Origin of the sequence: Xanthomonas arboricola pv. guizotiae (assembly GCF_002940205.1) — a bacterium.
Taxonomy (GTDB): domain Bacteria; phylum Pseudomonadota; class Gammaproteobacteria; order Xanthomonadales; family Xanthomonadaceae; genus Xanthomonas; species Xanthomonas arboricola_C.
Map to the genome: position 1 here is coordinate 17,877 of NZ_MDSK01000035.1, position 21,146 is coordinate 39,022.

Annotated in this window: 21 protein-coding genes and 1 pseudogene; 9 read left to right on the forward strand and 13 right to left on the reverse strand. The window is 66.5% G+C overall.

Annotation, left to right across the window (positions count from 1 at the left end; translation table 11 throughout):
* The first annotated feature begins 36 nt into the window (after positions 1–36).
* Positions 37–2,181, forward strand: coding sequence for a TonB-dependent siderophore receptor (locus XarbCFBP7408_RS17850; protein WP_104564094.1), 2,145 nt, complete (start codon positions 37–39; stop codon positions 2,179–2,181).
* Between the two features lie 193 nt (positions 2,182–2,374).
* Here the strand turns inward: XarbCFBP7408_RS17850 and XarbCFBP7408_RS17855 are convergent, their stop codons facing one another.
* From XarbCFBP7408_RS17855 to XarbCFBP7408_RS17880, 5 genes are all read right to left on the reverse strand, one after another.
* Complete coding sequence (locus tag XarbCFBP7408_RS17855) at positions 2,375–3,025, reverse strand: DUF2894 domain-containing protein (RefSeq protein ID WP_104564095.1); 651 nt, start codon at positions 3,023–3,025, stop codon at positions 2,375–2,377.
* On the reverse strand, positions 3,022–3,696 hold the full coding sequence (locus XarbCFBP7408_RS17860) for an OmpA family protein (protein ID WP_104564096.1): 675 nt from the start codon (positions 3,694–3,696) through the stop codon (positions 3,022–3,024). The genes XarbCFBP7408_RS17855 and XarbCFBP7408_RS17860 overlap by 4 nt, the downstream gene beginning before the upstream one ends.
* On the reverse strand, positions 3,693–6,365 hold the full coding sequence (locus tag XarbCFBP7408_RS17865; RefSeq protein ID WP_104564097.1) for a DUF802 domain-containing protein: 2,673 nt from the start codon (positions 6,363–6,365) through the stop codon (positions 3,693–3,695). The genes XarbCFBP7408_RS17860 and XarbCFBP7408_RS17865 overlap by 4 nt, the downstream gene beginning before the upstream one ends.
* Before the next feature lie 10 nt (positions 6,366–6,375).
* On the reverse strand, positions 6,376–7,125 hold the full coding sequence (locus tag XarbCFBP7408_RS17870) for a DUF3348 domain-containing protein (protein WP_181106843.1): 750 nt from the start codon (positions 7,123–7,125) through the stop codon (positions 6,376–6,378).
* A gap of 280 nt (positions 7,126–7,405) precedes the next feature.
* The gene (locus XarbCFBP7408_RS17880; RefSeq protein WP_181106845.1) at positions 7,406–8,605 is read right to left on the reverse strand and encodes an MFS transporter; all 1,200 of its coding nucleotides are present in this window, start codon (positions 8,603–8,605) and stop codon (positions 7,406–7,408) included.
* Positions 8,606–8,708: 103 nt separating this feature from the next.
* On the opposite strand from XarbCFBP7408_RS17880, the gene XarbCFBP7408_RS17885 reads away from it, so the two are divergent.
* A complete protein-coding gene (locus XarbCFBP7408_RS17885; protein WP_104564100.1) occupies positions 8,709–9,620 on the forward strand; it encodes a LysR family transcriptional regulator in 912 nt (303 codons plus the stop codon).
* 277 nt (positions 9,621–9,897) lie between these two features.
* Positions 9,898–10,110, forward strand: coding sequence for a hypothetical protein (locus XarbCFBP7408_RS17890; RefSeq protein WP_104564101.1), 213 nt, complete (start codon positions 9,898–9,900; stop codon positions 10,108–10,110).
* A gap of 170 nt (positions 10,111–10,280) precedes the next feature.
* On the opposite strand, the gene XarbCFBP7408_RS17895 is transcribed toward XarbCFBP7408_RS17890, so the two are convergent.
* On the reverse strand, positions 10,281–10,547 hold the full coding sequence (locus XarbCFBP7408_RS17895; protein ID WP_104564102.1) for a hypothetical protein: 267 nt from the start codon (positions 10,545–10,547) through the stop codon (positions 10,281–10,283).
* Between the two features lie 10 nt (positions 10,548–10,557).
* The gene (locus XarbCFBP7408_RS17900) at positions 10,558–10,809 is read right to left on the reverse strand and encodes a YkgJ family cysteine cluster protein (RefSeq protein WP_016900936.1); all 252 of its coding nucleotides are present in this window, start codon (positions 10,807–10,809) and stop codon (positions 10,558–10,560) included.
* Between the two features lie 430 nt (positions 10,810–11,239).
* Between XarbCFBP7408_RS17900 and XarbCFBP7408_RS22835 the strand changes: the two genes are divergently transcribed.
* Positions 11,240–11,407: a hypothetical protein gene (locus XarbCFBP7408_RS22835; RefSeq protein WP_181106847.1), complete on the forward strand. Its 168-nt coding sequence runs from the start codon at positions 11,240–11,242 to the stop codon at positions 11,405–11,407.
* Between the two features lie 75 nt (positions 11,408–11,482).
* Here XarbCFBP7408_RS22835 and XarbCFBP7408_RS17910 read toward each other — a convergent pair whose 3' ends face one another.
* A complete protein-coding gene (locus XarbCFBP7408_RS17910; RefSeq protein WP_104564104.1) occupies positions 11,483–12,646 on the reverse strand; it encodes a zinc-dependent alcohol dehydrogenase in 1,164 nt (387 codons plus the stop codon).
* Positions 12,647–12,913: 267 nt separating this feature from the next.
* Between XarbCFBP7408_RS17910 and XarbCFBP7408_RS17915 the strand changes: the two genes are divergently transcribed.
* A complete protein-coding gene (locus tag XarbCFBP7408_RS17915) occupies positions 12,914–13,561 on the forward strand; it encodes a DUF4142 domain-containing protein (protein ID WP_104564105.1) in 648 nt (215 codons plus the stop codon).
* 252 nt (positions 13,562–13,813) lie between these two features.
* Here XarbCFBP7408_RS17915 and XarbCFBP7408_RS17920 read toward each other — a convergent pair whose 3' ends face one another.
* Positions 13,814–14,680 carry a glucose 1-dehydrogenase gene (locus XarbCFBP7408_RS17920; protein ID WP_104564106.1) on the reverse strand — a complete coding sequence of 289 codons (867 nt, stop codon included), beginning with the start codon at positions 14,678–14,680 and terminating at the stop codon, positions 13,814–13,816.
* Positions 14,681–14,892: 212 nt separating this feature from the next.
* Between XarbCFBP7408_RS17920 and XarbCFBP7408_RS17925 the strand changes: the two genes are divergently transcribed.
* The 3 genes from XarbCFBP7408_RS17925 to XarbCFBP7408_RS17935 all read left to right on the forward strand — a co-directional run bounded on the left by XarbCFBP7408_RS17925 (position 14,893) and on the right by XarbCFBP7408_RS17935 (position 17,140).
* Positions 14,893–15,078, forward strand: coding sequence for a hypothetical protein (locus XarbCFBP7408_RS17925; protein ID WP_104564107.1), 186 nt, complete (start codon positions 14,893–14,895; stop codon positions 15,076–15,078).
* Between the two features lie 554 nt (positions 15,079–15,632).
* Positions 15,633–16,913 (forward strand): sigma-54-dependent transcriptional regulator, encoded by a 1,281-nt coding sequence (locus XarbCFBP7408_RS17930; protein WP_181106849.1) that lies wholly within the window; start codon positions 15,633–15,635, stop codon positions 16,911–16,913.
* Positions 16,913–17,140, forward strand: a complete 228-nt coding sequence (locus XarbCFBP7408_RS17935; protein WP_181106851.1) for a hypothetical protein — start codon at positions 16,913–16,915, stop codon at positions 17,138–17,140. The genes XarbCFBP7408_RS17930 and XarbCFBP7408_RS17935 overlap by 1 nt, the downstream gene beginning before the upstream one ends.
* 2 nt (positions 17,141–17,142) lie before the next feature.
* Here XarbCFBP7408_RS17935 and XarbCFBP7408_RS17940 read toward each other — a convergent pair.
* The 3 genes and pseudogenes from XarbCFBP7408_RS17940 to XarbCFBP7408_RS17950 form a co-directional block, all read right to left on the reverse strand.
* Positions 17,143–17,358, reverse strand: a pseudogene (locus XarbCFBP7408_RS17940) (response regulator); the annotation flags it as partial.
* 67 nt (positions 17,359–17,425) lie between these two features.
* Positions 17,426–18,325, reverse strand: a complete 900-nt coding sequence (locus XarbCFBP7408_RS17945; RefSeq protein ID WP_104564109.1) for a manganese catalase family protein — start codon at positions 18,323–18,325, stop codon at positions 17,426–17,428.
* Positions 18,326–18,459: 134 nt separating this feature from the next.
* On the reverse strand, positions 18,460–18,966 hold the full coding sequence (locus tag XarbCFBP7408_RS17950) for a ferritin-like domain-containing protein (RefSeq protein ID WP_104564110.1): 507 nt from the start codon (positions 18,964–18,966) through the stop codon (positions 18,460–18,462).
* A gap of 536 nt (positions 18,967–19,502) precedes the next feature.
* On the opposite strand from XarbCFBP7408_RS17950, the gene XarbCFBP7408_RS17955 reads away from it, so the two are divergent.
* Complete coding sequence (locus XarbCFBP7408_RS17955) at positions 19,503–19,697, forward strand: hypothetical protein (protein WP_104564111.1); 195 nt, start codon at positions 19,503–19,505, stop codon at positions 19,695–19,697.
* Positions 19,698–19,720: 23 nt separating this feature from the next.
* Here XarbCFBP7408_RS17955 and XarbCFBP7408_RS17960 read toward each other — a convergent pair whose 3' ends face one another.
* Positions 19,721–20,935 carry an FAD-dependent oxidoreductase gene (locus XarbCFBP7408_RS17960; RefSeq protein WP_104564112.1) on the reverse strand — a complete coding sequence of 405 codons (1,215 nt, stop codon included), beginning with the start codon at positions 20,933–20,935 and terminating at the stop codon, positions 19,721–19,723.
* Positions 20,936–21,146 lie beyond the last annotated feature (211 nt).

The window sequence follows — 21,146 nt, forward strand, 5'->3', positions numbered from 1 at the left end:
GCCCAGCGCGCCCGGGTGCTTCAGGAGTCCTGCCCGATGTCCGTGTCCACGCCGCGCCGCCGTCTGTCCAACACGCTGCCTTTGCTCGGTGCACTGAGCTGCGCAGGCGTCAGTCCGCTTGCCGGGGCGGCCGAGCCGCAGGCGCGCGATCTGGATGCGGTGCAGGTGCGCAGCCACTACACGCCGTACCGCGCCTTGAGCGTGACCGGCGCCACCAAGACCGATGCGCCGCTGCGCGATCTGCCGATCAGTGCGCGCGTGCTGGACCAGGCCCTGCTCGAGGACGCCGGCGTCACCGATCTGGCCGGCGCGCTGGAGATGGCCAGCGGCATCACCAAGGCCAACAACCTGGGCGGGTTGTGGGATAGCTACTCGATGCGCGGCTTCACCGGCGACCCGAATTTCAGCTCGGACTACATGGTCAACGGCTTCAATGCCAGCCGCGGCTACAACGGCCTGCGCGATGCGGCCAACACGCAGAGCATCGAGGTGATCAAGGGCCCGGCTTCGGCGTTGTACGGGCGCGGCGAGCCCGGCGGTGCGGTCAATATCGTCACCAAGAAGCCCTTGTTTCAGCCGCAGCACAGCGTGGATCTGTCGGCGGGGCGCTTCGACAGTTACCGCGCCGCGGTCGACAGCACCGGCCCGCTGGGCGAAAACCTGGCCTATCGGCTGAATGTCATGCACAAGGATCAGCACAGCTTCCGCGACACCGTCGACAGCGACAACACGCTGCTGGCGCCCTCGCTGCTGTGGATGCCCACGCCCGATACCACGGTGTCCTACGAGCTGGAATGCGTGCGCATCCATGCGCCGTTCGATCGCGGCGTCACCGCCATCGATGGCGATGCCAATCGGCTGCCGGCCAGGCGTTTTCTGGGCGAGCCGCGCGATGGCGATATCGATCTGCATTCCACCGGGCAGCAGGTGTTCGTGGTGCATGGCTTGAACCAGACCTGGTCGCTGCAGGGCGGGGCGACCTATCGCGACAGCGGCATGCGCGGTTTTTCCACCGAACCGTGGACGCTGCAGGCCGACGAGCGCACGCTGCGCCGCGAGCGCCGCTACCGCGATTACCAGGGCCGCGATATCGCCGCGCGTGCGGAACTGCTCGGCAGCGTGCAGGCCGGCAGCGTCACCCATAACGTGTTGTTCGGCGTGGACGGCAATCGCTTCGACGACAGCCGCTTCCAGCAGCGCGCCCGCTCTGCGGCCACGCCGTACAGCATCGACGTGCTTGCACCGCAGTACGGCGTTGCGCAGCCGGGGCGGCTGGCCACCATCACCGATACCGAGGAGCGTCAGCAGGCGTGGGGCGTCTATGCGCAGGATCAGCTCGATCTTGGCGCGCGCTGGAAGGCCTTGCTCGGCCTGCGCTACGACCACTACCAGCAGGATCTCGACAATCAGCTGCGCGGCGCCACGCAGCGCGCCTCCGATGGCGTGGTCAGCCCGCGTACGGGCGTGATCTTCCATGTCGACGCTGCGCTGTCGCTGTATGCCAGTGCTGCGGCGGGCTTTCGTCCCAACAGCGGCGTGGGGGCCGACGGGCAGAGTTTTGCGCCGGAGAAGAGCCGCTCGCTGGAAACCGGCCTGAAGTACGTGCAGCCCGGCGATGGCCTGGAAGCGACGCTGGCCGCGTTCCGCATCGACAAGAAGAACGTGCTGAGCCTGGATCCGGCCGACACCAGCTTTTCGCTGCCGGTGGGCGAGATGCGCAGCCAGGGCGTGGAGCTGGATCTGCTCGGGCGGCTGACCCCGCGCCTGGCCGCCTCGGTGGGCCTGGCCTATACCGACTCGCAGGTCACGCGCAGCAGTGAGGCCGCCGCCGGTACCGGCCTGGCCGAGGGACGCCGCTTCCCGAACGTGCCGCGCTTCAGCGGCAATGCCTTCGTCAACTACCAGCAGCCGTTGACCGGCAAGCGCAGTGCGGCGCTGGGCGTGGGCGTGTCGCATACCGGTGAGCGGCTGGGCTCGGTGGATAGCAATACCGACTTCGTGCTGCCTGCGTACACGGTGTGGCGCCTGGTCGGGCATTACGACCTGAGCGAGCGCCTACGCCTGTATGCCAAGGTCGAGAACCTCACCGACCGCCGCTACGCCGCGTTCTCCTACAGCGAGCAGTGGGTGTATCCGGGCGCGCCGCGCAGCTGGACGGTGGGTGTGCGGTTGCGGTTTTGATCAGCGCCGGCATGTGATCGACACCGACTGGCGACGTCCGACCATGCGTGCTTGATGGACCACGCCAGCGCTGGTCGGCGGATGCGAGCAACGCCGACCAGCGCACTGGCCGCGATCGTGCTGCACACGTGCGCCATGCGGGTTTCAGCCAGCCGCCGTGTGCGTGCAGCGCCAGCGCGATTGATGGGTCGCGCTAGCTGCGCCGCGTGGAGGCACGCTTGCTGCGCTTCTTGCCCGGCGCCACCGGCGCGGCGTCCTCGCTGACCAACGCGCCACCGCTGTGCAGTTGTTCCAGCCACGACAGCGCATCGACATAGCCGAGGAAGTGCTGCAGATAACCGGGTGAGCACTCGCGCATCAGGCCGATGCAGCGATGCACCAGCACGCTGGAATTGAGCGGGCCGGCATCCTTGGGGGCATCCTGCAGCGACTGCCGCACCTGGCTGGCGGTGCGCACCGTGGTCCAGGTGCGACGAAAATCCTCCAGCGCCGGCAGCTCGGGGAACTGCGTGGCATCGGCGCTGGCGGTCTTTCTGCTGTCCACTTCCATCAACGCCGCATGGCCTGCCATCCGCTCGGCCAGTGCGCCCAGCGCGCTGCGTTGCGACGGCTGTGTAGCGGCGCTGGCGACGCGGCGGCGCGCGGCCTGCTTCACCGTCGCCGCGTACGCATCGACCAGCTTGCCCAGCTTGTCTTCCAGCACCTCGCGCACCGGCTCGGCCTGTGTGCCGGCACGCGCGGCCAGCGTTTCCATCAGGTGGAAACGCACCGGATCCAACTGGTCGGCGCCCTGGCTGCGCCAGCGCTGCAGGCGCGCGTGCGCGGATGTCGCCTGCGTGCTCATCGCGTGCCTGTGGCCGCTGTCGGCTTGGCGGCAAAAGACGCACGCGAGGTGGACGGGCGCGCAATCGGTGCGATCTCCACACGGCGGTTCCTGGCGCGGCGCGTTTCATCGGCATTGGAATCCACCGGCTGTTGCGAGCCGAAGGCCGCGGCAAACACCGATGCGGCTGGCACGCCTTCGGCGATCAATGCACGCGTCACCGTGAGTGCGCGTTGGGCCGACAGTTCCCAGTTGTCGGCGTAGCGCCGGTTGCCGCCCAGCACCGGGCGGTCGTCGGTGAAGCCGCTGACCATCAGGATCTCCTCGCGTGCCGCCAGGTATTCAGTCAACGGCGCGGCCAGCGTCTTCAGCACCTCACGGCCTTCCGGCTGCAACTGATCGGAATTGAAGGCGAACAGCACATTGCCGCGGATGCCGATGCGGCCGTCGACCAGGGTCACGCGGCCGGCGGCCAGCGGCGCCGCCAGCGCCTGCTCCAGCGTCTTGCGGCGCTGCGCTTCGGCCTGACGCTGTTTGACCTCTTCGTCCAGGCGGCTGGACAGCTGCAGCTGCACGCCGATCACCCCGACCAGGATCAGCACGAACGCGCCCAGCAGCACCGACATCAGGTCGCCGAAGGCGGCCCAGATCGGTGTGTCCGATTCGCCGTCGATGTCGATCTCGTCGCTCATGCCGCGCTGGCCTCGCCGGCAGCGGCCTCACCGGCATCGCCGCGGCCGCGATCGAGCTGGCGCAGTTCTTCGATGATCTGCTTCTGCGACAGCATGCTGAGGTCGACCACCTCGCGCGCCTGCGCCACGTAATACGCCAGTTGGTCGTCGCTGCGTGCCAGCGAGGCGTCCAGTGCGCTGGCAACATGCTGCAGGCGCTCGTTGAGTTCGCTGGTGGAGCCGCTGAACAGCTGCACCGCCACGCCGAAGGCTTCGCCCAGGCTGGCCACTTCCACCGCGCTGCCGCTGACATGTGCGGCCACCGCGCCAAGCTTGCCGGTCTCGCTGCCGATCTGCTCGGTGAGCTGGGTGCCCACGCGTTGCAGCAGGTCGGCCGAGGTGGTGACCAGCGCATCGACCGCTGCGCGTTGTTCGGTGGAGGCGTGATTGACCGCGTTGAGCAAGGTGTCCAGGGTGGCGAGCAGCTTGCTGCGTTCTTCCAGCATCGCGGTGTCGCGCACCATGCTCTCGGACAGGTTCTGGCGCAGCTCGGCCACCACATCGGCGGCCGCCTTGGGCGCCTCGGAGGCGATCTGCATCAGGCGCGCCACTTCGCTGATGGTGGCGCTGGCCTGTGCCTGCGCCTGCGTGGACAGCTCGCTGGCGGTGCTGGCCAGGGTGTCGCAGATCGCCTGCTGCTGCTGGGTGACGCGCTCGCCGGTGCGTTCCCACTGCGTGCTCAGGTCCGCGCTCATCGCGCTGAAGCGCTCGCTCCACAGCGCCAGGCGCTGGGTGTCGCGGGCTTCCAGTGCGGCCTGCAGTTCGGTGTGCGATTGCTGCAGGGTGCCGACCAGGGCGGCGGCATGCGCGTCGAAGCTGGCGGTGGCGGCCGCCAGTGCGCCCTGGTGCTGGGCGGCCAATGCGGCGCTGGCGTCCTGTTGCTGCGCCAGCGCGGCGTTCCAGGCGCTGGCGGTCGCGCTGCTGGATTGATCCATGCGCCTGGAGACCGCATCGACCAGGGCGCTGGAGCGTGCGTCGAAGGTGCTGGCGAACTGGGCCAGCGTGCCCTGCAACTCCTGCGTCAGTGCCTGATTTGCGCGTTGCTGTTCGGCCACCGCCGCGGTCCAGGTGGCGGCTGCGGCGGCGGTGCTGCTTTCGAAGCCGCCGCTCAGGCCGTCGAGTTGCTGCTGCACGGCCTGCTGCACGCCGTCCTGCAGCGCGCTGGTCTGCTGGGCGAGCTGTGCGAGCGTGGCCTGCAATTGCGCATTCAACGCCGCGCCTGCGCGTTGCTGCTCGGCGAGCACCGCGGCCCAGTGCTCGGCCGTGGCGGCGTTGCTGCGTTCGAATCCGTCACTGAGTGCGGTCAACTGCTGCTGCACCGCGTGGGTCACGCCGTCCTGCACCGCGAGGCTGCGCTGATCGATCTGCGCCAACGTGGTCTGCAGCTGCTCGGTCAACGCGTGCTGCGCACGTTCCTGCGCGGCCAACACGGCCTGCCAGTGCTCGGCGGCCGTCTGCGCACTGTGCTGGAAGCCGTCGTTGAGCGCGTGCAACTGCTGCTGCACGGCGGTGCCGACGCCGTCCTGCACGGCAGTGGTCTGCTGCGCGATCTGCTCCAGCGTGGCCTGCAGCCGCGTGTCGAGCGCTTGCTGCGCGCGTTCCTGCGCGGCGAGCGCGCTGGTCCAGTGCGCGGCCGCGGCACTGGCGCTGTGCTGGAAGCCGCTGGTGATGCCGTCCAGTTGCTGCCGGACGGCGTGGGTGAGGCGCTCGTGCAGGGCGGCGGTGTCGCGCGCGATGCTGGTCATGGTCGCTTCCATCGCCGGCTGCAAGGCCGCGCCCACCGCGCGTGCGCTTTCTGCCACGCCGCTCTGCAGCGATTGCTCCATCGCCGTGGCCAGGCGCGCATAGGCCGCTTCGCTCCGGGCGTGGAACTCGGCCTGCTGCGCGGCCAGGCGTTCATCGGCGGCGATGCTCTGCTGCTCGATGCTGCCCATCAGCGTCTGCAGGCGATCGATCAGCGCCGGCATCAGCGCGCTTTGCTGCTGCTGCAACTTGAACACTTCGCCACGCTGGTGCGCGTCCGAATGCGGATGCAGCTCCGAGGCGATCTTCAAATCCAGCCGTTGCACCGCCTGCAGCCGCTCGCGCCGGCACAGCGCCGACAACAGCCCCAGCATTGCGGAGCTTGCAACGCCGGCGATCGAGGTGCCGAACGCAAACGCCAGGCCTTCCACCGGCGCGGCCAGCGCGCCGCGGATGGCCTGCAGGTCGGTGGCGCTCTGCAATGCGAAGCCGGTGCCCTTGAGCGTGGCCATCATGCCGAGCAGGGTGCCGAGCATGCCCAGCAACACCAGCAGGCCGACCAGATATGGCGTCAGCACCGGTGCCGGCAACGCCACGCGCTCGCCCTTGATGCGCAGGCGCACCGCATTGCGCAGGCTCGGATGCAGGCGCTCCAGCCATTCGCCCAATGCCGATGGCGCGGTGGTCAACGCGGTGACCGCATCGTCCAGCGTCGCGCTGGCCTGGCGGTAGCGGTACAGCTCCAGCGCGCCGGCCACATAACAGGCGCCGATCACCGCCGCGACGCAGGCGCCGAGCGGATTGGAGCCCAGATAACCGATGCCGACCCAGCAAACCGCCAACAGGCCGACGACAAACACACACAGGTGGACGAGAGTTCTGAACATGAGGTCCCAGTTAGCGGGTACGAAGCGCTGCGAGCAGGCCTTCGATCGGGTGAAAACGGACATCCAGTTCGGCGAGCAACACGCTCTGCATGTCTTTGCGAAACACATCCAGCCAGCCGTCGGAGACTGCGCGTGGCGCGGCCTCGCCGTCGGGTGCCGGGTTGTGCGCCTGCGCGGCATCGCGCAGGCGCTCGAAATGCGCGCCGAGCAGGTTCGGCACATGATTCAGCAGGGTCTGCTCGCGCGGGCTCAAGGTCAGCTCCATCACCGCATCCACCTCGGCCAGCCGCGCCATCGGCGCCGATTCCAGCGCCAGCATGTCGCGCAGGCGGCCACGCAGGTCGCCGGTGGCGGTGCGCATCGCGCGCTGCATCGCCAGGTAGTGCTGGCGGAACGGGGCATAGTCGGGCGCGGGCGGCGCTGCCGCTGCGTCGATGTCGGTAGCGGCGGCGCTGCGCGCATCGCGACGCGCGCGCGCGAGCACGCCATCCAGCTCGACCACGCTGCTGGTCGCCAGCCCGGTGCGCACGCGGGCGCAGGCCTCGGTGTCCAGTCTGCGCGTCTCGGGCAGCGCGTCGATCTCCGGCAGCTTGCCATCCAGCGCCCTGGACACGGCGACCGCGCGCGTCCAGTCGATCCATTGGCTGAGCCGGTCGGCGAGCGCATGGTTGGACTGGGCAACGTGGGCATCGGTGAGGCGAGCAAGCAGGCGAATGAACGCCGGGCCCGACAGGGGCGCCCGTGGAGAAGCTTTCGCCATTGTTCCGGTCAAAGACCGCGCATTTTACACGGGAAGCTGCGCGGTTCGGCGCTTTGCACGGCAGCTGCGGGCTTGGCCGCGCAGGCCGGCCCTGGCGGCATTCAGCCGGCCTGGTGTGGGCGTGCGCGCGATTGCAGCGTGCAGCGCTGCGATCCAGCGGGCGCAGAGCCCATAGCGCAAGTCCATCTGCAGCGGTATCTGGCCTGCGCGCTCCATGGTCATGCGCAGCAAGCGCGACCAACGCTGCGGGCCAGAGGCGCCTGGCCCGCAAGGCGACATCTCAGCCTCGGGCGCGATGTACCAACGGAATCAGCACCACGCCCAGCAGCGCCACCGCGGCGGCCACATAGCCGATGCTGCCCAGCCCCCAGGCTGGAATCACCAGCCCGCCGATGATGGCGCCGATGCCGATGCCGGCATTGGCCGCCGACACATTGGTGGTGCCGGCCAGTGCCTGCGAGTGGGTCACCGAGTTCATCACCCGCACCTGGCTGATCGGAAACAGCGCGGTATAGGCAATGCCCCAGACCGCCAGGGTCAGATAGAGCAGCACGCCGGTCTTGGCCACCGGCACGCACAAGGCCATGCCCAGCGCGAGCAGCAGCAGGAACACCGCCGTGGCACGCAGCGGCGAGCGATCCACCACCCGCCCGCCCAGCCAGTTGCCGATCAGGCCGATCGCGCCGAAGCCCATCAGCCACCAGCCCACATTCGCCGCCGGCACGCCCACGCTGCGTTCCAGCAGGTCGGCCAGATAGGTGTAGGCGGTGAACATGGCGGTGAAGACCACCACCGACAGGGTCACATTGGCCAGGAAGAAGCGCTCGCCGAAGATGCCGGCCTGCTGACGCAGATTTACCCGTTCGCTGCGGGCCACGGTCGGCATCCAGAGCGCCAGTGCCGCGGCCATCGCCAGCGACAGGGCGGCCAGGATCCAGAACGCGCCACGCCAGCCGATGCTGTTGGCGGCCACCGTGCCCAGCGGAATGCCGAACAGCAGCGCCGCTGAAATGCCCAGATACACCCGCGACACGGCGCGCCCTGCGTGCTGCGGCCCGGCCAGTTGCCCGGCGGTTTCGCTGGCGGTTCCCCAGAACACCGGCAATGCCAGTGCCGGCACGAAGCGGGCGAATGCCAGCACCCAGATGTTGGGTGCCAGTGCGGCCACCGCGTTGGAGACCGCAAACACCAGCAGGATCATGACAAACAGGCGCTTGCGATCCAGATGCGACAGCCACGCGGTCAGCGGCGGGCCGAACAACATCACGGTGAAGGCGAACAAGGTCACCAACTGGCCCGCGGCGGAGATGGAGATTTCCATGTCGCGCGCAAGGCCGGGCAGCAGCCCGACGATCAGGTACTCGGTGGTGACGATCACGAACGCGGCAAATGCCAGGATGAAGATCGCCAGGCCGCTGCGTGCAGCGGCCGGCGCCGCGGTGGCGGAAACGGGGGAGGGGGTGGAGCCGACAGCAGACATGGCAGGCGCCGCAGTGTGGGCTGGTCATCATAGGAAAGAATTAAGATCGTATATCGGGAGTATTTTCCGTACATTGCGGACTTCAGTTCTTGAATATGCCGCCATGCATCCGTCCGAACGCGTCAAAGGCATCGATCTCTTCGTCAGTGCCGCCGATGCCGGCAGCTTCACGGCCGCCGCCGAGCGGCTCAGCCTGACCAGCTCGGCAGTGGGCAAGGCCATTGCACGCCTGGAGACGCGCCTGGGCGTGCGCCTGTTCGCACGCACCACCCGGCGGCTGGCGCTGACCGACGCCGGCGCGGCGTTCTACCGGGTCTGCGTCAAGGTGCTCGACGAGCTGGAGGAGGCCGAGCACGTGCTGCGTGCCGAAGGCCAGGCGCCCACCGGCCGGCTGCGGCTGGACCTGCCGGTGAGCTTTGGCCGGCACAAGGTGTTGCCGGTACTGCTGCCGTTCTTCCAGCGTTATCCCGGCCTGCAACCGGTCATTTCGTTCACCGATCGCTTCGTCGACATGGCCGAAGAAGGCATCGACATCGCGGTGCGCATCGGCGGGCCGGATCACTGGCACAGCAGCCTGGGGCACCGCTATCTGGGCCATGAAAAACGCGTGTTCTGCGCCGCGCCGCAGTACCTGGCGCAGCGCGGCACGCCCGACAGCATCGCTGCCTTGCTGGCGCACGATGCGGTGCTCTACGGCAAGGCCGACGGCAGCAGTAGCCCGTGGTTGCTGCGGCACGGCGCAGGGCCGGTGGAACAGCGTGCGATGGACGCGCGGGTGGTGTTCGGCAATGCCGAGGCGCAGGTGGATGCGGTGGTGGCCGGGTTGGGCATCGCACAGCTGCCGACCTGGCTGATCGACCAGCATCTGCAGCGCGGCAGCCTGGTCGCGGTACTGCCGCAGTGCGATACCGAAGGCTTGCCGCTGCATCTGGTGTGGATGCGCGCGCGCCAGTTGCTGCCCAAGCTGAGCCGGTTGCTGGAATGCCTGCAGCAGGGCTTGCAGGATGCGGCGTGAGTGCGGCGCCTGGCGTGGTGTGGTGCAGTGGCGTGCGGGATTGCGGCAGCGGTTGCGCACGGTGTGCATCTAATCGCCGCGATGCAGCGTCAGGTTCGGGTCAGCGCACCTGCCAGCACACCCAGCAGCGGGCTCGATCAAGCGCAATCACGCCGGTCTGCGCCTGCTCTCTGACCAGTTCAGCTACAGCTGCGCTGTCTTACGGCCGACCCTGTTTTGTCAGGTGAACGCGTGTAGGCTGCCGTTCCGGGGACGACTCCCCAACGAGGTGACCGCAATGGACCGCTGCGACATGCAGGTGTCCGATCTCATGGTCCTGGAGTTGCAAGAGTTCCACGCTGCCTATGGCAGTGGACCGGACTTCTGGGACGCGTATCAACGCATCATGACCCTTGCCGCGCAAGCCGGCGGCGACCTGATCAGCCTGGCCAACGAAATGGCATCCCTGGCGCAGGGACTTGGCGCGACCAAGCACGCGCAGCTGCTGTAAGTCGCAACGGTCTGCCTGATGGCGACACGCGTCTGCGTGCCGGGCGCAGGCCATTGTCGAAGAAGACGCTGCCCTTTTCGCCGGCCGCGGTGTCTGCACGCGGCGCGCCATCAATCGCCCAACTCCAGCAGCGACAGCTACACCGCAGGTGCGCTGCCACTGCGACGCGCTCACTCGGCGTCGGTTGTTGCGGTTGTCGCGGTCTCTGCTTCGGACGCGTCGGTTGCCGTGGCAGCAGGTTTTTTGACTGCCTTGGCAGGGGCGGCCTCAGGCTCGCCGCGCTTCTTGTCGCGACGCAGCGGGGTATCGCCCAGACGCTCGATCGCGCCGCCGGATTGCTGGAACGCCTCCAGGTCGGCGGCCAGCCGTTGCTCGGACAAACGCGGCTTGCCTGGCTGATTGCTCACGGTCATCGACTGACGGCGGGAGTTGTTCATGGCGAAATCCTCATGCGTTGTACAGCGTCAAGGGAATGCCCCGCCGGCGTTGGTCGTCGTAGGTGGCACGCACGTCGCGGCAATACGGCCCGGACATGACGAAACGCCGGCAGATTGCCGGCCGCGTCTCGTAAATCGAACAACACATGCGTGCCGCATCGATGGCCACGCACCAACCTTCCTCGTCACGCGCCATCACGTGCCAACCTTGCGGTGTCACGCTGGTCAAGTGGTTGGGGATGCGGTCGGATGGATCGACCATGACGGTGAGCCGGCAACAGACGGCGTCGCAACGTTCGCAGAGATTCTTGATGGAAAAGGCCAGATAGAGTGGGGCGACACCGGAGTCCGGCCGCCCTTGCACCATACACCCTGGGCGCGCCGGGGTGTGAACCGGTCCCCGCCGTGGCTGTAGCAGGCCGCTTGCTTGCGGCGCAAAAACGCGGTGATCGCATTGCCGGCAGTGCCATGCGTTGCGTGTCTGCCTATGGACGCAAGCATCGGCATCCTGCGCGCTCAGTCATGCCGTGGGCCGCGTGCGCACGATCGCTACGTTGCGACACTGTGCCGCTGCATCCGACATTTTCCTAAACGGTTGCCTTTGTCGTGCTAATGCGAAGACCGCTTTCACCTGTGCCATCGGCACGCCGCCGTAGCGTTGAGTGGTCTGCATCAACGCGACAGGAGATCCCATGAACACTGCCCCTCAGCACGCAACTGCGCCCGATCTGGCCGGCGATCACGACGACCACCGCAGCGAGAAGGAAAAGCAGGACGCCTTGCAGGACGATGCGCTGGAAGAAACCTTTCCGGCCAGCGACCCGGTGTCGCCATTCGTGCCGGCCAAGCCGCTGGACTGACCCGGCCACACCAGCCGGGAACGCAAACGGCGCGGTCATCGACCGCGCCGTTTGCGTTTGCAGCGTTGCCTGCGGCTACGGCGTCAACACCACCTTGCGGCAATCGTCCTGCTTCTTGTCGAACAGCTCGTAGCCACGCGCTGCGTCGGCCAGCGGCATGCGATGGGAGATGATCGCGCTGGGCTTGAGCTCGCCGTTGCCGATGCATTCCAGCAAGTGCGGCATATGCTTCTGCACATGGGTCTGGCCCATCTTGAAGCTCAGCCCCTTGTCGAAGGCATCGCCGAACATGAAGGCGTGGATGAAGCCGGCATACACGCCCGGCACGCTGACCACACCGCAGCGGCGCGTCGCCGCGATGCACTGGCGGATTGCAACACCGCTGCTGCCTTCCAGCTTCAAGTTGGTCAGTGCGGTTTCAATCGCGCTGCCTTCGGCCTCGAAGCCCACCGCCTCGATGCTGGCGTCCACGCCGCGGCCATCGGTTTGCGACACGATGACATCGGCCGGATCGTCGACTTCGTCGAAGTTGATCGGAATGATGCCGTAGGCCTTGGATGCGAAGTCCAGCCGGTAGGCATGCCGGTCGACCATGAAGATGCGCTCGGCGCCCAGCATGCGGCAGCACGCCGCCGCCATCAGGCCCACCGGGCCGGCACCGAAGATCGCCACGGTCGAGCCCTGCTTGACCCCGGCATCGATGACGGCCTGATAGCCGGTCGGCAGGATGTCGGACAGGAACAGCACCTGCTCGTCGTGCAAGGCATCGGGCACCACCAACGGCCCGACATTGGCCTTGGGCACGCGCACGTATTCGGCCTGCCCGCCGGATAGACCGCCATACAGATGACTGAAGCCGAACAGCGCCGCCGGTGGCCGCATGTCCTTGTGGTTGAGCGCCGCGCCCTTGCCGGTGTTGGTGGTCTCGCAGGCGGAGAATTCCTGCAGCATGCAGTGGAAGCAACGCCCGCAGGCCACCACGAACGGAATCACCACGCGGTCGCCGCGTTTGACCGCGCTGACGTCTGGGCCGACGTCTTCGACGATGCCCATGAACTCGTGGCCGAGGATATCGCCGTGCCGCAGGTCCGGAATCTTGCCGCGGTACAGATGCAGGTCCGAACCACAGATGGCCGTGGCGGTCACGCGCAGGATGAGATCGTCGCGTTCGACCAGGATCGGATCCGGCACGGTTTCGACCCGGACATCGCGTGAGCCGTGATAGTTGAGGGCGAGCATGGGGGTTTCTCCGGAAAAGGCCGTCGATGTGCGGCAACACACGGCAGTGTCGGTACTGCGCCGTTAAGTCCATCAGCACGGAGCGTGCGCACGGTGTGGACGGGTTCGATTGGCGACGCAGCGTTGATGCGCGTGTCACGTCTGGATAACCCGCGCGCTCGCACCCTCGGGGGTGACACGCCGAATCGTTCGCAGCCCTTGCTTACCGCGAGCATGCGACCGCGACAATCAACGATCGTAGTTTGTGCGATCAACCAGGAGACAACGATGGGAATTTTCAAGATGGTGACCGCCGGCGCAGTGGGCTACGTGGCTTACAAGGCGTGGCAGCGTCGTCAGAATGAGTCCGGTGAAGCGGCCAGCCCAAAGAACAACGATCGCGACATTCAACATCAGACACCCGGTGCAACGGCCAACACGGGCAGCACGCCGCCGCACGGCGACCCGCTACGTGATGCTGCTGCACTCTCCTCCGGCGATCGCAAGCAGGCCCTTGGCGCCCTGGCGGTGTTCAACGAGCACGAGCGCACGCTGGCGCAGCTGGCAGTCGTCAAGGGCCTCGGTGGCGAGACATTGCAATTCGCACGCAAGATGGATGAAGTCCACAGCGCAGCCCTGACCGATCTCAGCCGTTTCGCACCGGATCGCGGCGGTACGCTGGCGCAGGCTGCATCCGCCCGCGCCGACAGCACGCGCAAGCGTCTGCAGGACCTGGACGGCAAGGAGTTCGAAACGCAGTACCTGCAGGCCAGCGTGACCAGTCACGAGCAGGCCTTGACGTTGCTGGACGACCAGCTGGCCAGCGAGCCAGGATCGAGCGATCTGGGCAAGGAACTGCAGCGTGCACGCCAGACCATCGCCCAGCATCTGGATCACGCCAAATCACTGCGGGCCACCTCGAACCAGCCGCACTGACAGCATCGGTGCCGATCGCGCAGCGCATGCTGCGCGGCGCAATGCAGGTAATAGGCAACAGGCAGCGTAGGCTGCCTGTTGCCGTCATGGGCATGCGTGGCGCGAGGTCTCATGGATCGTCTGACCCTGCGTGGCGCCGATGCGCAGGTCCTCCACGGCGCGGATGCACCACCGTGCGCGCCTGGATGCGTGAAAAGCCCAGCTTGCTGAGTCATCAGCGGGCGGACCTTGCAGGCGCAATGCTGGACTGCGTTATAGCGTGACCGCGCCACCGGCGATGGTCAGCAAGGTGCCCGAGGTGTAACTGGCGGTATCGGCTGCCAGCATCACGTACGCCGATGCCAGCTCCACCGGTTGCCCCGGACGGCCCATCGGCGTCTGACCGCCGAAGTTTTCCACCGATTCCTCATCCATGCCCGCAGGAATGAACGGCGTCCAGATTGGCCCCGGCAGCACTGCGTTGACGCGGATGTGCTTGTCGGCCAGTACGCCCGCCAGGCCGATCGTCAGGTTGGCCAGCGCGCCCTTGGTGGCGGCATACGGCAGGATGTTCGGTGTCGGTTTCTTGGACTGCACCGAGGCGGTATTGATGATGGAGCCGCCGTCCTTCATCAGCGGCACCGACAACTGCACCAGGTGGAACACGGCGTGCACATTGGTATCGAAGGTCTTGCGCCATTCCTCCAGCGTGATGTCTTCGAAATTCTGGAAATATTGCTGATAGCCGGCATTGTTGACCAGGATATCCAGACCGCCGAAGGTGGTGTTGACCTGTTCCATCAATACAGCGGCCTGGGCGGGATCGCTGATATCGCAGCCCACCAGCAAGGCCTTGACGCCCCCCTTCTCGATCAATGCGCCGATTCTGGCGGCGTCTTCCTGCTCATCGGGGAGATAGGCGATCGCCACGTCGGCACCTTCGCGTGCATAGGCGATCGCCACGGCCGCACCGATGCCGCTGTCGCCGCCGGTGATCAATGCACGTTTGCCGGTGAGCTGCCCATGGCCGACATAACTGTCTTCGCCGTGGTCCGGGCGCGGGTCCATCTTGGCGGTACGTCCGGGAAAGCTCTGCTGCTGCGGCTTGAATGGTGGACGCGGGTAGTTGGGTACGGGCATTTCGGTCTCCTGACGGTGTGACGCATCACAATGCGTGGCAGTGTGCGTGCGTCAACGTAAACGTGCGGGCTAGGCGATGTCGGCGAGGTGTGTTGAGGCTGCCGCAGCGTGCGCGTGCGCAGATTGCTTCACGCCATTGCGCGGCGTTGTTCACTGCTGTGCAATGCGCACCGGCCTAACGTGGACCCACGACCACAACGCAGGAGACGACGATGGGAAGTGAACCGAAAAAGCCGTGGGGTCCGGATGACGACCAGCAAAAGCCGTTTACGCCACAGGAGCAGGGCAACGAGGATGTCGAGTGGAAGGTCCACGACATGCCAGACGAAGACCGCGATGTAAACAAGGCCGACCCCGAACACGATTACGAACGACCGGACGGCTCGGAGAAACGCTGAGCCGTGCTGACGCTGTCGCTGCGGCGTTCGCCACGCCGGCGCATGCAATGCCGCCGCGGCGCAGCGCCGTTCCGGCAATCCTGCACATCTTCTCCACAGCCGCGGCGTAGGCTATCGGCAGGACAGCGCACCCGCCGGCCTTGCAGCCGGGCTTGCGCAACGCCTGCAAGCGGCGTCGATCCGCAACGGCACGAGCCGGCATTCCAGCAGTCGCGTCGTGGCGCAATTCAAGCGAGCTGATCCGTCGACCCAGCTGCGTGGCGCTCCCGCTCCGGCCACCTCTTCTCCCTGCAAACCTTGCGCTTCTTGGCGTTTCGACCAATTCGAGGCGCTGACCGACCCCGACCATGACGCTTGGCACTGGCGCAAGCCAGCGCGGCCATGCGTACTTCGGTCAACTCTTTGCGGCGAGCTCGACTTGGGGGAGCGGGCGTCACACGGCTCGACGGCCGTGACACGGATGTGCCATCTGGTGTGGTGTGCAGGCGCGTCTTTCGCGCCGCCGTCACAATTCTCTACTGAACATGTACTAGTCATTGCGGACACAAGCGCCCATGGACCGTCTTTCCTGCGCCATCATCGACGACGACGTGGAATTCTGCGATCAGGTGGTCGAGTTAGCCACCGATAGAGGCTTCCACGCCAAGGGTATGCATACCCTTGGCGAAGCCAGCCGTTGGCTGGACAGCAACTTCCCCGACCTGTTGGTGGTGGACGTTGGCCTGCCGGACGGCAGCGGCTTCGATCTCATCGAACGGCTCGACCCGGATCACACGCCGCAGATCGTGGTGGTCTCGGGCGATTACGCTTACGAAACCGAGGGCCGCGCGCAGCAGTTCGGTGTCAGCGAGTTCCTTACCAAGCCGTTCGCGCCCGAGCGGCTGGAACGTGTACTTGGCGACCTGCGCGAGGCGCAGCAGGGCAACCTGGGCATCGTCGGCAACAGCGACAGCATCGTGCTGTTGCGCAAGGACATCCTGCGCGTGGCGCCGACCGATCTGAATGTGCTGGTGACCGGCGAGACCGGCACCGGCAAGGATCTGGTCGCGCGCGCGATCCATCGGGTCTCCGGCCGGCGCGGTCGCTTCGTGCCGGTCAACTGCGGTGCGATTCCCGAGGAACTGCTGGCCAGCCAGTTGTTCGGCCACGAGCGCGGCAGCTTCACCGGTGCCGATCGTCGGCATGCCGGATTCCTGGAGCAGGCGGCCGATGGCACGCTGTTCCTGGATGAAATCGGCGAGATGCCGACCCGGCTGCAGGTTTACCTGCTGCGCGCGATCGAGTCGCGCAGCTTCATGCGCGTGGGCGGCAGCGAGGAGATTCCGCTGGACGCGCGCGTGGTCGCGGCCACCCACCAGCACGTGCAACGCGAGCACGGCGTGTTGCGCGAGGATCTGTTTTACCGACTCAACGAATACCCGATCCAGGTGCCGCCGCTGCGCGAGCGTCGCGGCGACGCGCGGCTGCTGGGCCTGCGCGTGATCGATGAACTCAACGTCAAGTACGGCACCCGCAAGCTGCCGACCAAATCGTTGCTGCGCTACCTGGCCTACCACACCTGGCCGGGCAATGTGCGCGAGCTGCGCTCGTTCATCCGCTATCTGTACCTGCGCTCGGACGGCGATCTGTTGAGCGCGCCGGATGTGGTGCAGACCGTACCGCAGGCCGACGAAGACGGCTTGCTGATTCCGGCGGGGTGGACCATGCGCCAGGCCGAGGACGCCATGATCGAGGCGGCATTGGCGCGCACGCGCTTCAACAAGAAGGCGGCGGCGCGCGAGTTGGGCATCAGTGTACGCACCTTGCACAACCGGCTCAGCGACAAGGACGCCTAGTGGGCGATGCATCCCAGGGGCGGCGGCGCGAGCTGCTGCATCAGTTGCGCAATCGCCTCAACGTGATGGGCTTTGCGTTGTATGCGTTGCGCCACGAGACCTCCAAGCCCATGGAAACCTTGCGCGCCACCCATCAATCGGCGGTGGAGTTGCTCAATCAACTGGGCGAAGAAGAGCGCGCCCTGCGCCAGGACGATGCGATGTCCACCGACGGCATCGATCCGTAACGCTCGGCGGGCTGGGTCTGGTTACCGGGCAGGGCGGTGAGGATGCGCGGGTTGTACGGCTCCATGCAATACGACAGGTGCGCAAACCGCGGCGGTCGCGTGTCACGCTTGTCGCCGCAGCAGAACGAAAACGGCACGCCGCGCTCCAGCAGCGCATCGGCGACCGGAAACACCGCTTGGCCGCGCACATTGACCTCTAGCAATGCGCCGTTGTCTGCAGCGCATCAAAAAAAGCCCGGGTCGCGAACGACCCGGGCCAGTTCCCGCAAACGCTGTGAATGGAGATCAGCGTTGGATGTCGCCGGTGGTGGAGCCGGCACCCGGGCCTGCGCCCAGGTCTGCACCGGTCACCCGATCCAGTTCCGGATTGGACAGCAGGCGCAGCGACATCGCGTCCAGCGCTTCGGTCTGGGTCGCATCCAGCGCAACCGTGGCCGAACCATCGCCACCGTCGACTGCGGACTGCAGCTCACGGTCTGCCACCACCTCCCACTGCTCGCCGGCATTCCACGGGCCGACCATATCGCCTTCGCCCTGCGACATGTTGTAGTAGATGTCGGCGAAGCGCGGGTCGCCCGGCAGCTTGCCGGGCGGGAAGTTCGGCTCGATCGAATACAGCGCCTTCTCGAACGACTTCTGGTGCGCCACTTCGCGCGTCATCAAAAAGCGCAACGCATCCACGATGCCCGGATCATCGGTGACGGTGATCAGGCGCTCATAGACCAGCTTGGCGCGTGCTTCGGCAGCGATGTTGGAGCGCATGTCCGAGGTCGGGCAGCCGATCGAATCGACATAGGCCGAAGTCCACGGCACGCCACTGGAGTTGACCAGGGCTGGGCCACCGCCGTACAGGATCTGCTGGGTGTGGCTGGTGCTGTTCTGGGTCATCGAGCGCATCTCCATGGCCTCTTCCATGCCCTCGGACAACACGGCCTTGGGGCCCTTGTTGAGCATGGCGATGATCGAGCCGATGATTTCCAGGTGGCTCAGTTCTTCGGTGGCGATATCGAACAACAGATCCTTGCGGCCCGGATCGTCTTCGCCCAATGCCTGGGTGAAGTACCGCATCGCTGCAGCAAGCTCGCCTTGCGGTCCGCCGAACTGCTCGAGCATCAACGTGGCCAGATCCGGATTGGGTTCGGCCACGCGAACGGTGTACATGAGACGCTTGTTATGCATGAACATGGATGGTATTTCCTGGCTGGCGCCCGACGACGACTGCAACGCGGCATGCGCGCAGAAACCTGAGGCTGGCTACGGGTGGGGGTTGCCTGTGGAATGCGGGCAAACGCGGGCGGCAGCGCCGCCTGCGCGATGCATCAGGCCGCTTTGCTGGCCTTGGACGCGGTTTGATTGCCGCCTTGCTCGGCGAGCAGGGTCAGCTTTTCATCGGTGGCCTTTTCTTCTTCCAGCGTGGAAAGCAGCAGGCTGACCGCATCGGTATAGCCCAGCTGCTTCGCAATCGCAGCGATGGTGCCGTACGAGGCGATCTCGTAATGCTCCACCTTCTGCGCGCCGCCGATCAGTGCCGCATCGCGTACCGGACCTTCTTCGATCTCGTCGATCACCTCGCGGCTTTCCTCGACCAGGCCTTCCATCGCGGCACACTTGATGCGCTTGAGTTTGATGCCGAGCAGTTCGACGATCTGGTCGATGCGTTCGATCTGGCCCTGGGTTTCTTCCAGGTGCAGCTTGAACGCTTCCACCAGCTTGGGTTCGGTGGCCGCACGTGCCAGGCGCGGCAGCGATTTGGTCAACTGCTTCTCTGCACTATAGATGTCCGACAGCTCGTGGACGAAAAGCTCTTCGATTGTCTTGATCGCCATGGGCGGCTCCTTTGGATGGTTGGATGGATGAACAGTGCGCTGCAGCGTGTCTGCGTCTTGCGTCGATTGCGTGCGAGCCGGCTCGTCATCACTTGGGCATCGCAGTGCCCGGCGTGACGCCGGTGCTGCAATGCGGCGTTGTTGCCGTGCTTGCTCACGCTGCCTCGCATGGTCGCTACGCTAGTCGTCGGCGTGTTAGCGCGATCGCTGGATGCGGTGACACCGGCGCGATGACGAGCTGTGCCGTGGGCGGCGCGCTGTCGATTCGCGCGCTGTCGTTGCATTAACGCCGAGCCGTGGCAATCGCACTGCATCGACCGAGTTGATGCTGACCTGTTGATGCGTGCCAGGCGCATGACCATGACCGTGCATGCCACATCACCGAGACGGCTGTGTTGATCTCGCTCCATTGCATGGAGATGGATGCGGATGCGCAGCGACTGCAACGAGACCGTATGGCATGCACGACGGAGAATGCATGCCGTTGCAAAGCGATGCGCTACAACCGTGGGCTCGTCCTTGTTCCGGGAGCTGCCATGACGCCGTTGGACAAACCGCTACGCCGCCAGCTGCCGATCGGCGAGCTGGCCTATACCTTGATCATCGACCCGCAGGGCTTGAGGCTGGTCGAAAAAGGCCGCCGCAAGGGCGTGGCCTTGCGGTGGGACGAGCTGGTCACTGGCGATGCCGCGCTGGCCCGCGCGCTGCAGGCCTCGCTTGGCGAGTCCTGATCGCGGCGTGCGGGAAACCTGATTCAGCGCGCAGGAAACAATCGTGCCAGCTCGCGGACCGCTGCTGCGGACGCGGCGTGATCCGGCGTGGCATCGGGGTTGTTGAAATCGTGGGCACCTTGCGACTGCACCAGCAAGCCATCGCGACGCGGCACCACATTGAGATTGTGGCCGCGCCAGACCAACCCGTAGGTCACTTCCGGTTGCGGAATCAGGCGTGCGGTCTGCCCACGTACCGGGATGACGCTGTCGTCGCCAAGCAGTGCGCGCGCGCCATAGCCGGTGGCATTGACCAGGATCTTCTCGCGCAGCTGGCCGAACTGGCGCGGATGCTCGAAGTTGCGCGTGTACAGCTCGCCGCCGGCCCGCAGGAAGTCGTCCATCAGCAGGCGCGCGTAGGCGCTGAGGTTGAAGGTCAGCTGGCTGTAGCGGCGCACGAACGGCACCGGAAACGGATGACTGCCGGGCGCGACCGGTTGCGAGCGTGGGCCGAGATCGTCGAGCAGGTCGCGCTCCAGTGGCGGGTAGTTCGGTTCGTGCGCTTCGGCCGACGCGCTCGGTTGATCGAACGGCACATCCGACAACGCATAGCCATCGCGCCATTCGATCGGCTCGCCCGGCAGGCCCAGCAGGGTCTGGTAGCGGCGAAACGAAATGCGCGCCATCTCTTCCCAGCGGGTCCTGAAATCGGCGCTGGCGTGTTCGCTGGTGCACACGCGCGAGTCCGGCGACCACACGCCGGTGGCGTAGAACGAGCGCACATCCGGCAAGCGCTCGCGCGCATAGATGCGCACGCGCAGGCCCGCACGTTGCGCCACCAGCGCGGTGGTCAGTCCGATCGCGCCGCAGCCGACCACTGCCAGCTCGCGCGCATCCGCATCGGCGGCCTGCACCAGCCGCAGCGCATGCTCGGCCGCGCCCCACGACAGCGACCACCCGCTGCCGCCATGTCCATAGTTGTGCACCACCGTCTTGCGGCCGATGCGTTCGGCCTCGATCCGCGGCCCCTGCGCACGGAACGGGCGGGTGCAGCCGTTGATCGCGATGATGCGATCGACCGCCGCACGGATCGGCGCCAGCGGCGGCGCTGCGGCGAACTGGTCGGGCGAGGCGCCCGGCGACGTGGCGGGTAGCGGCGAGGACGGCGTAGCGGCCGCCTTGCCGGTCGCGGCCCAGCTTCCGGTGGAAGCGGCCGCGAGCGCGAGGCCGGCGCCGTGCAGGAAATGACGACGGTGCATGCGGCTCCTGAGCGATGTGCAGAAAGTGATCGGGACGACGGCGCCAGCGCGGCCGGCCACGCGTAGCGCGCGGTGCAGTACCGGTAAACGCCAGGCCCTGCGCTGCGCGCCAGCGACCGGCACCCCCGCAGCATCGTCGGTCGCGCACGCCGAGCATACCGCGCGCATCTGTGCCTGCCACCGTCGACCAGGCAGGTTTTGCACCGCGATC

Bases quoted from the DNA above. Each gene is read 5' to 3' on its own strand.
- XarbCFBP7408_RS17925 (WP_104564107.1), top strand. From the start codon at position 14,893: ATGGGAAGTGAACCGAAAAAGCCGTGGGGTCCGGATGACGACCAGCAA.
- XarbCFBP7408_RS17870 (WP_181106843.1), bottom strand. From the start codon at position 7,125: ATGGCGAAAGCTTCTCCACGGGCGCCCCTGTCGGGCCCGGCGTTCATT.
- XarbCFBP7408_RS17850 (WP_104564094.1), top strand. From the start codon at position 37: ATGTCCGTGTCCACGCCGCGCCGCCGTCTGTCCAACACGCTGCCTTTG.
- XarbCFBP7408_RS17855 (WP_104564095.1), bottom strand. From the start codon at position 3,025: ATGAGCACGCAGGCGACATCCGCGCACGCGCGCCTGCAGCGCTGGCGC.
- XarbCFBP7408_RS17895 (WP_104564102.1), bottom strand. From the start codon at position 10,547: ATGAACAACTCCCGCCGTCAGTCGATGACCGTGAGCAATCAGCCAGGC.
- XarbCFBP7408_RS17910 (WP_104564104.1), bottom strand. From the start codon at position 12,646: ATGCTCGCCCTCAACTATCACGGCTCACGCGATGTCCGGGTCGAAACC.
- XarbCFBP7408_RS17915 (WP_104564105.1), top strand. From the start codon at position 12,914: ATGGGAATTTTCAAGATGGTGACCGCCGGCGCAGTGGGCTACGTGGCT.
- XarbCFBP7408_RS17960 (WP_104564112.1), bottom strand. From the start codon at position 20,935: ATGCACCGTCGTCATTTCCTGCACGGCGCCGGCCTCGCGCTCGCGGCC.
- XarbCFBP7408_RS17930 (WP_181106849.1), top strand. From the start codon at position 15,633: ATGGACCGTCTTTCCTGCGCCATCATCGACGACGACGTGGAATTCTGC.
- XarbCFBP7408_RS17890 (WP_104564101.1), top strand. From the start codon at position 9,898: ATGGACCGCTGCGACATGCAGGTGTCCGATCTCATGGTCCTGGAGTTG.
- XarbCFBP7408_RS17955 (WP_104564111.1), top strand. From the start codon at position 19,503: ATGACGCCGTTGGACAAACCGCTACGCCGCCAGCTGCCGATCGGCGAG.
- XarbCFBP7408_RS17880 (WP_181106845.1), bottom strand. From the start codon at position 8,605: ATGTCTGCTGTCGGCTCCACCCCCTCCCCCGTTTCCGCCACCGCGGCG.
- XarbCFBP7408_RS17950 (WP_104564110.1), bottom strand. From the start codon at position 18,966: ATGGCGATCAAGACAATCGAAGAGCTTTTCGTCCACGAGCTGTCGGAC.
- XarbCFBP7408_RS17885 (WP_104564100.1), top strand. From the start codon at position 8,709: ATGCATCCGTCCGAACGCGTCAAAGGCATCGATCTCTTCGTCAGTGCC.
- XarbCFBP7408_RS17920 (WP_104564106.1), bottom strand. From the start codon at position 14,680: ATGCCCGTACCCAACTACCCGCGTCCACCATTCAAGCCGCAGCAGCAG.
- XarbCFBP7408_RS17865 (WP_104564097.1), bottom strand. From the start codon at position 6,365: ATGTTCAGAACTCTCGTCCACCTGTGTGTGTTTGTCGTCGGCCTGTTG.
- XarbCFBP7408_RS22835 (WP_181106847.1), top strand. From the start codon at position 11,240: ATGAACACTGCCCCTCAGCACGCAACTGCGCCCGATCTGGCCGGCGAT.
- XarbCFBP7408_RS17860 (WP_104564096.1), bottom strand. From the start codon at position 3,696: ATGAGCGACGAGATCGACATCGACGGCGAATCGGACACACCGATCTGG.
- XarbCFBP7408_RS17945 (WP_104564109.1), bottom strand. From the start codon at position 18,325: ATGTTCATGCATAACAAGCGTCTCATGTACACCGTTCGCGTGGCCGAA.
- XarbCFBP7408_RS17900 (WP_016900936.1), bottom strand. From the start codon at position 10,809: ATGGTCGATCCATCCGACCGCATCCCCAACCACTTGACCAGCGTGACA.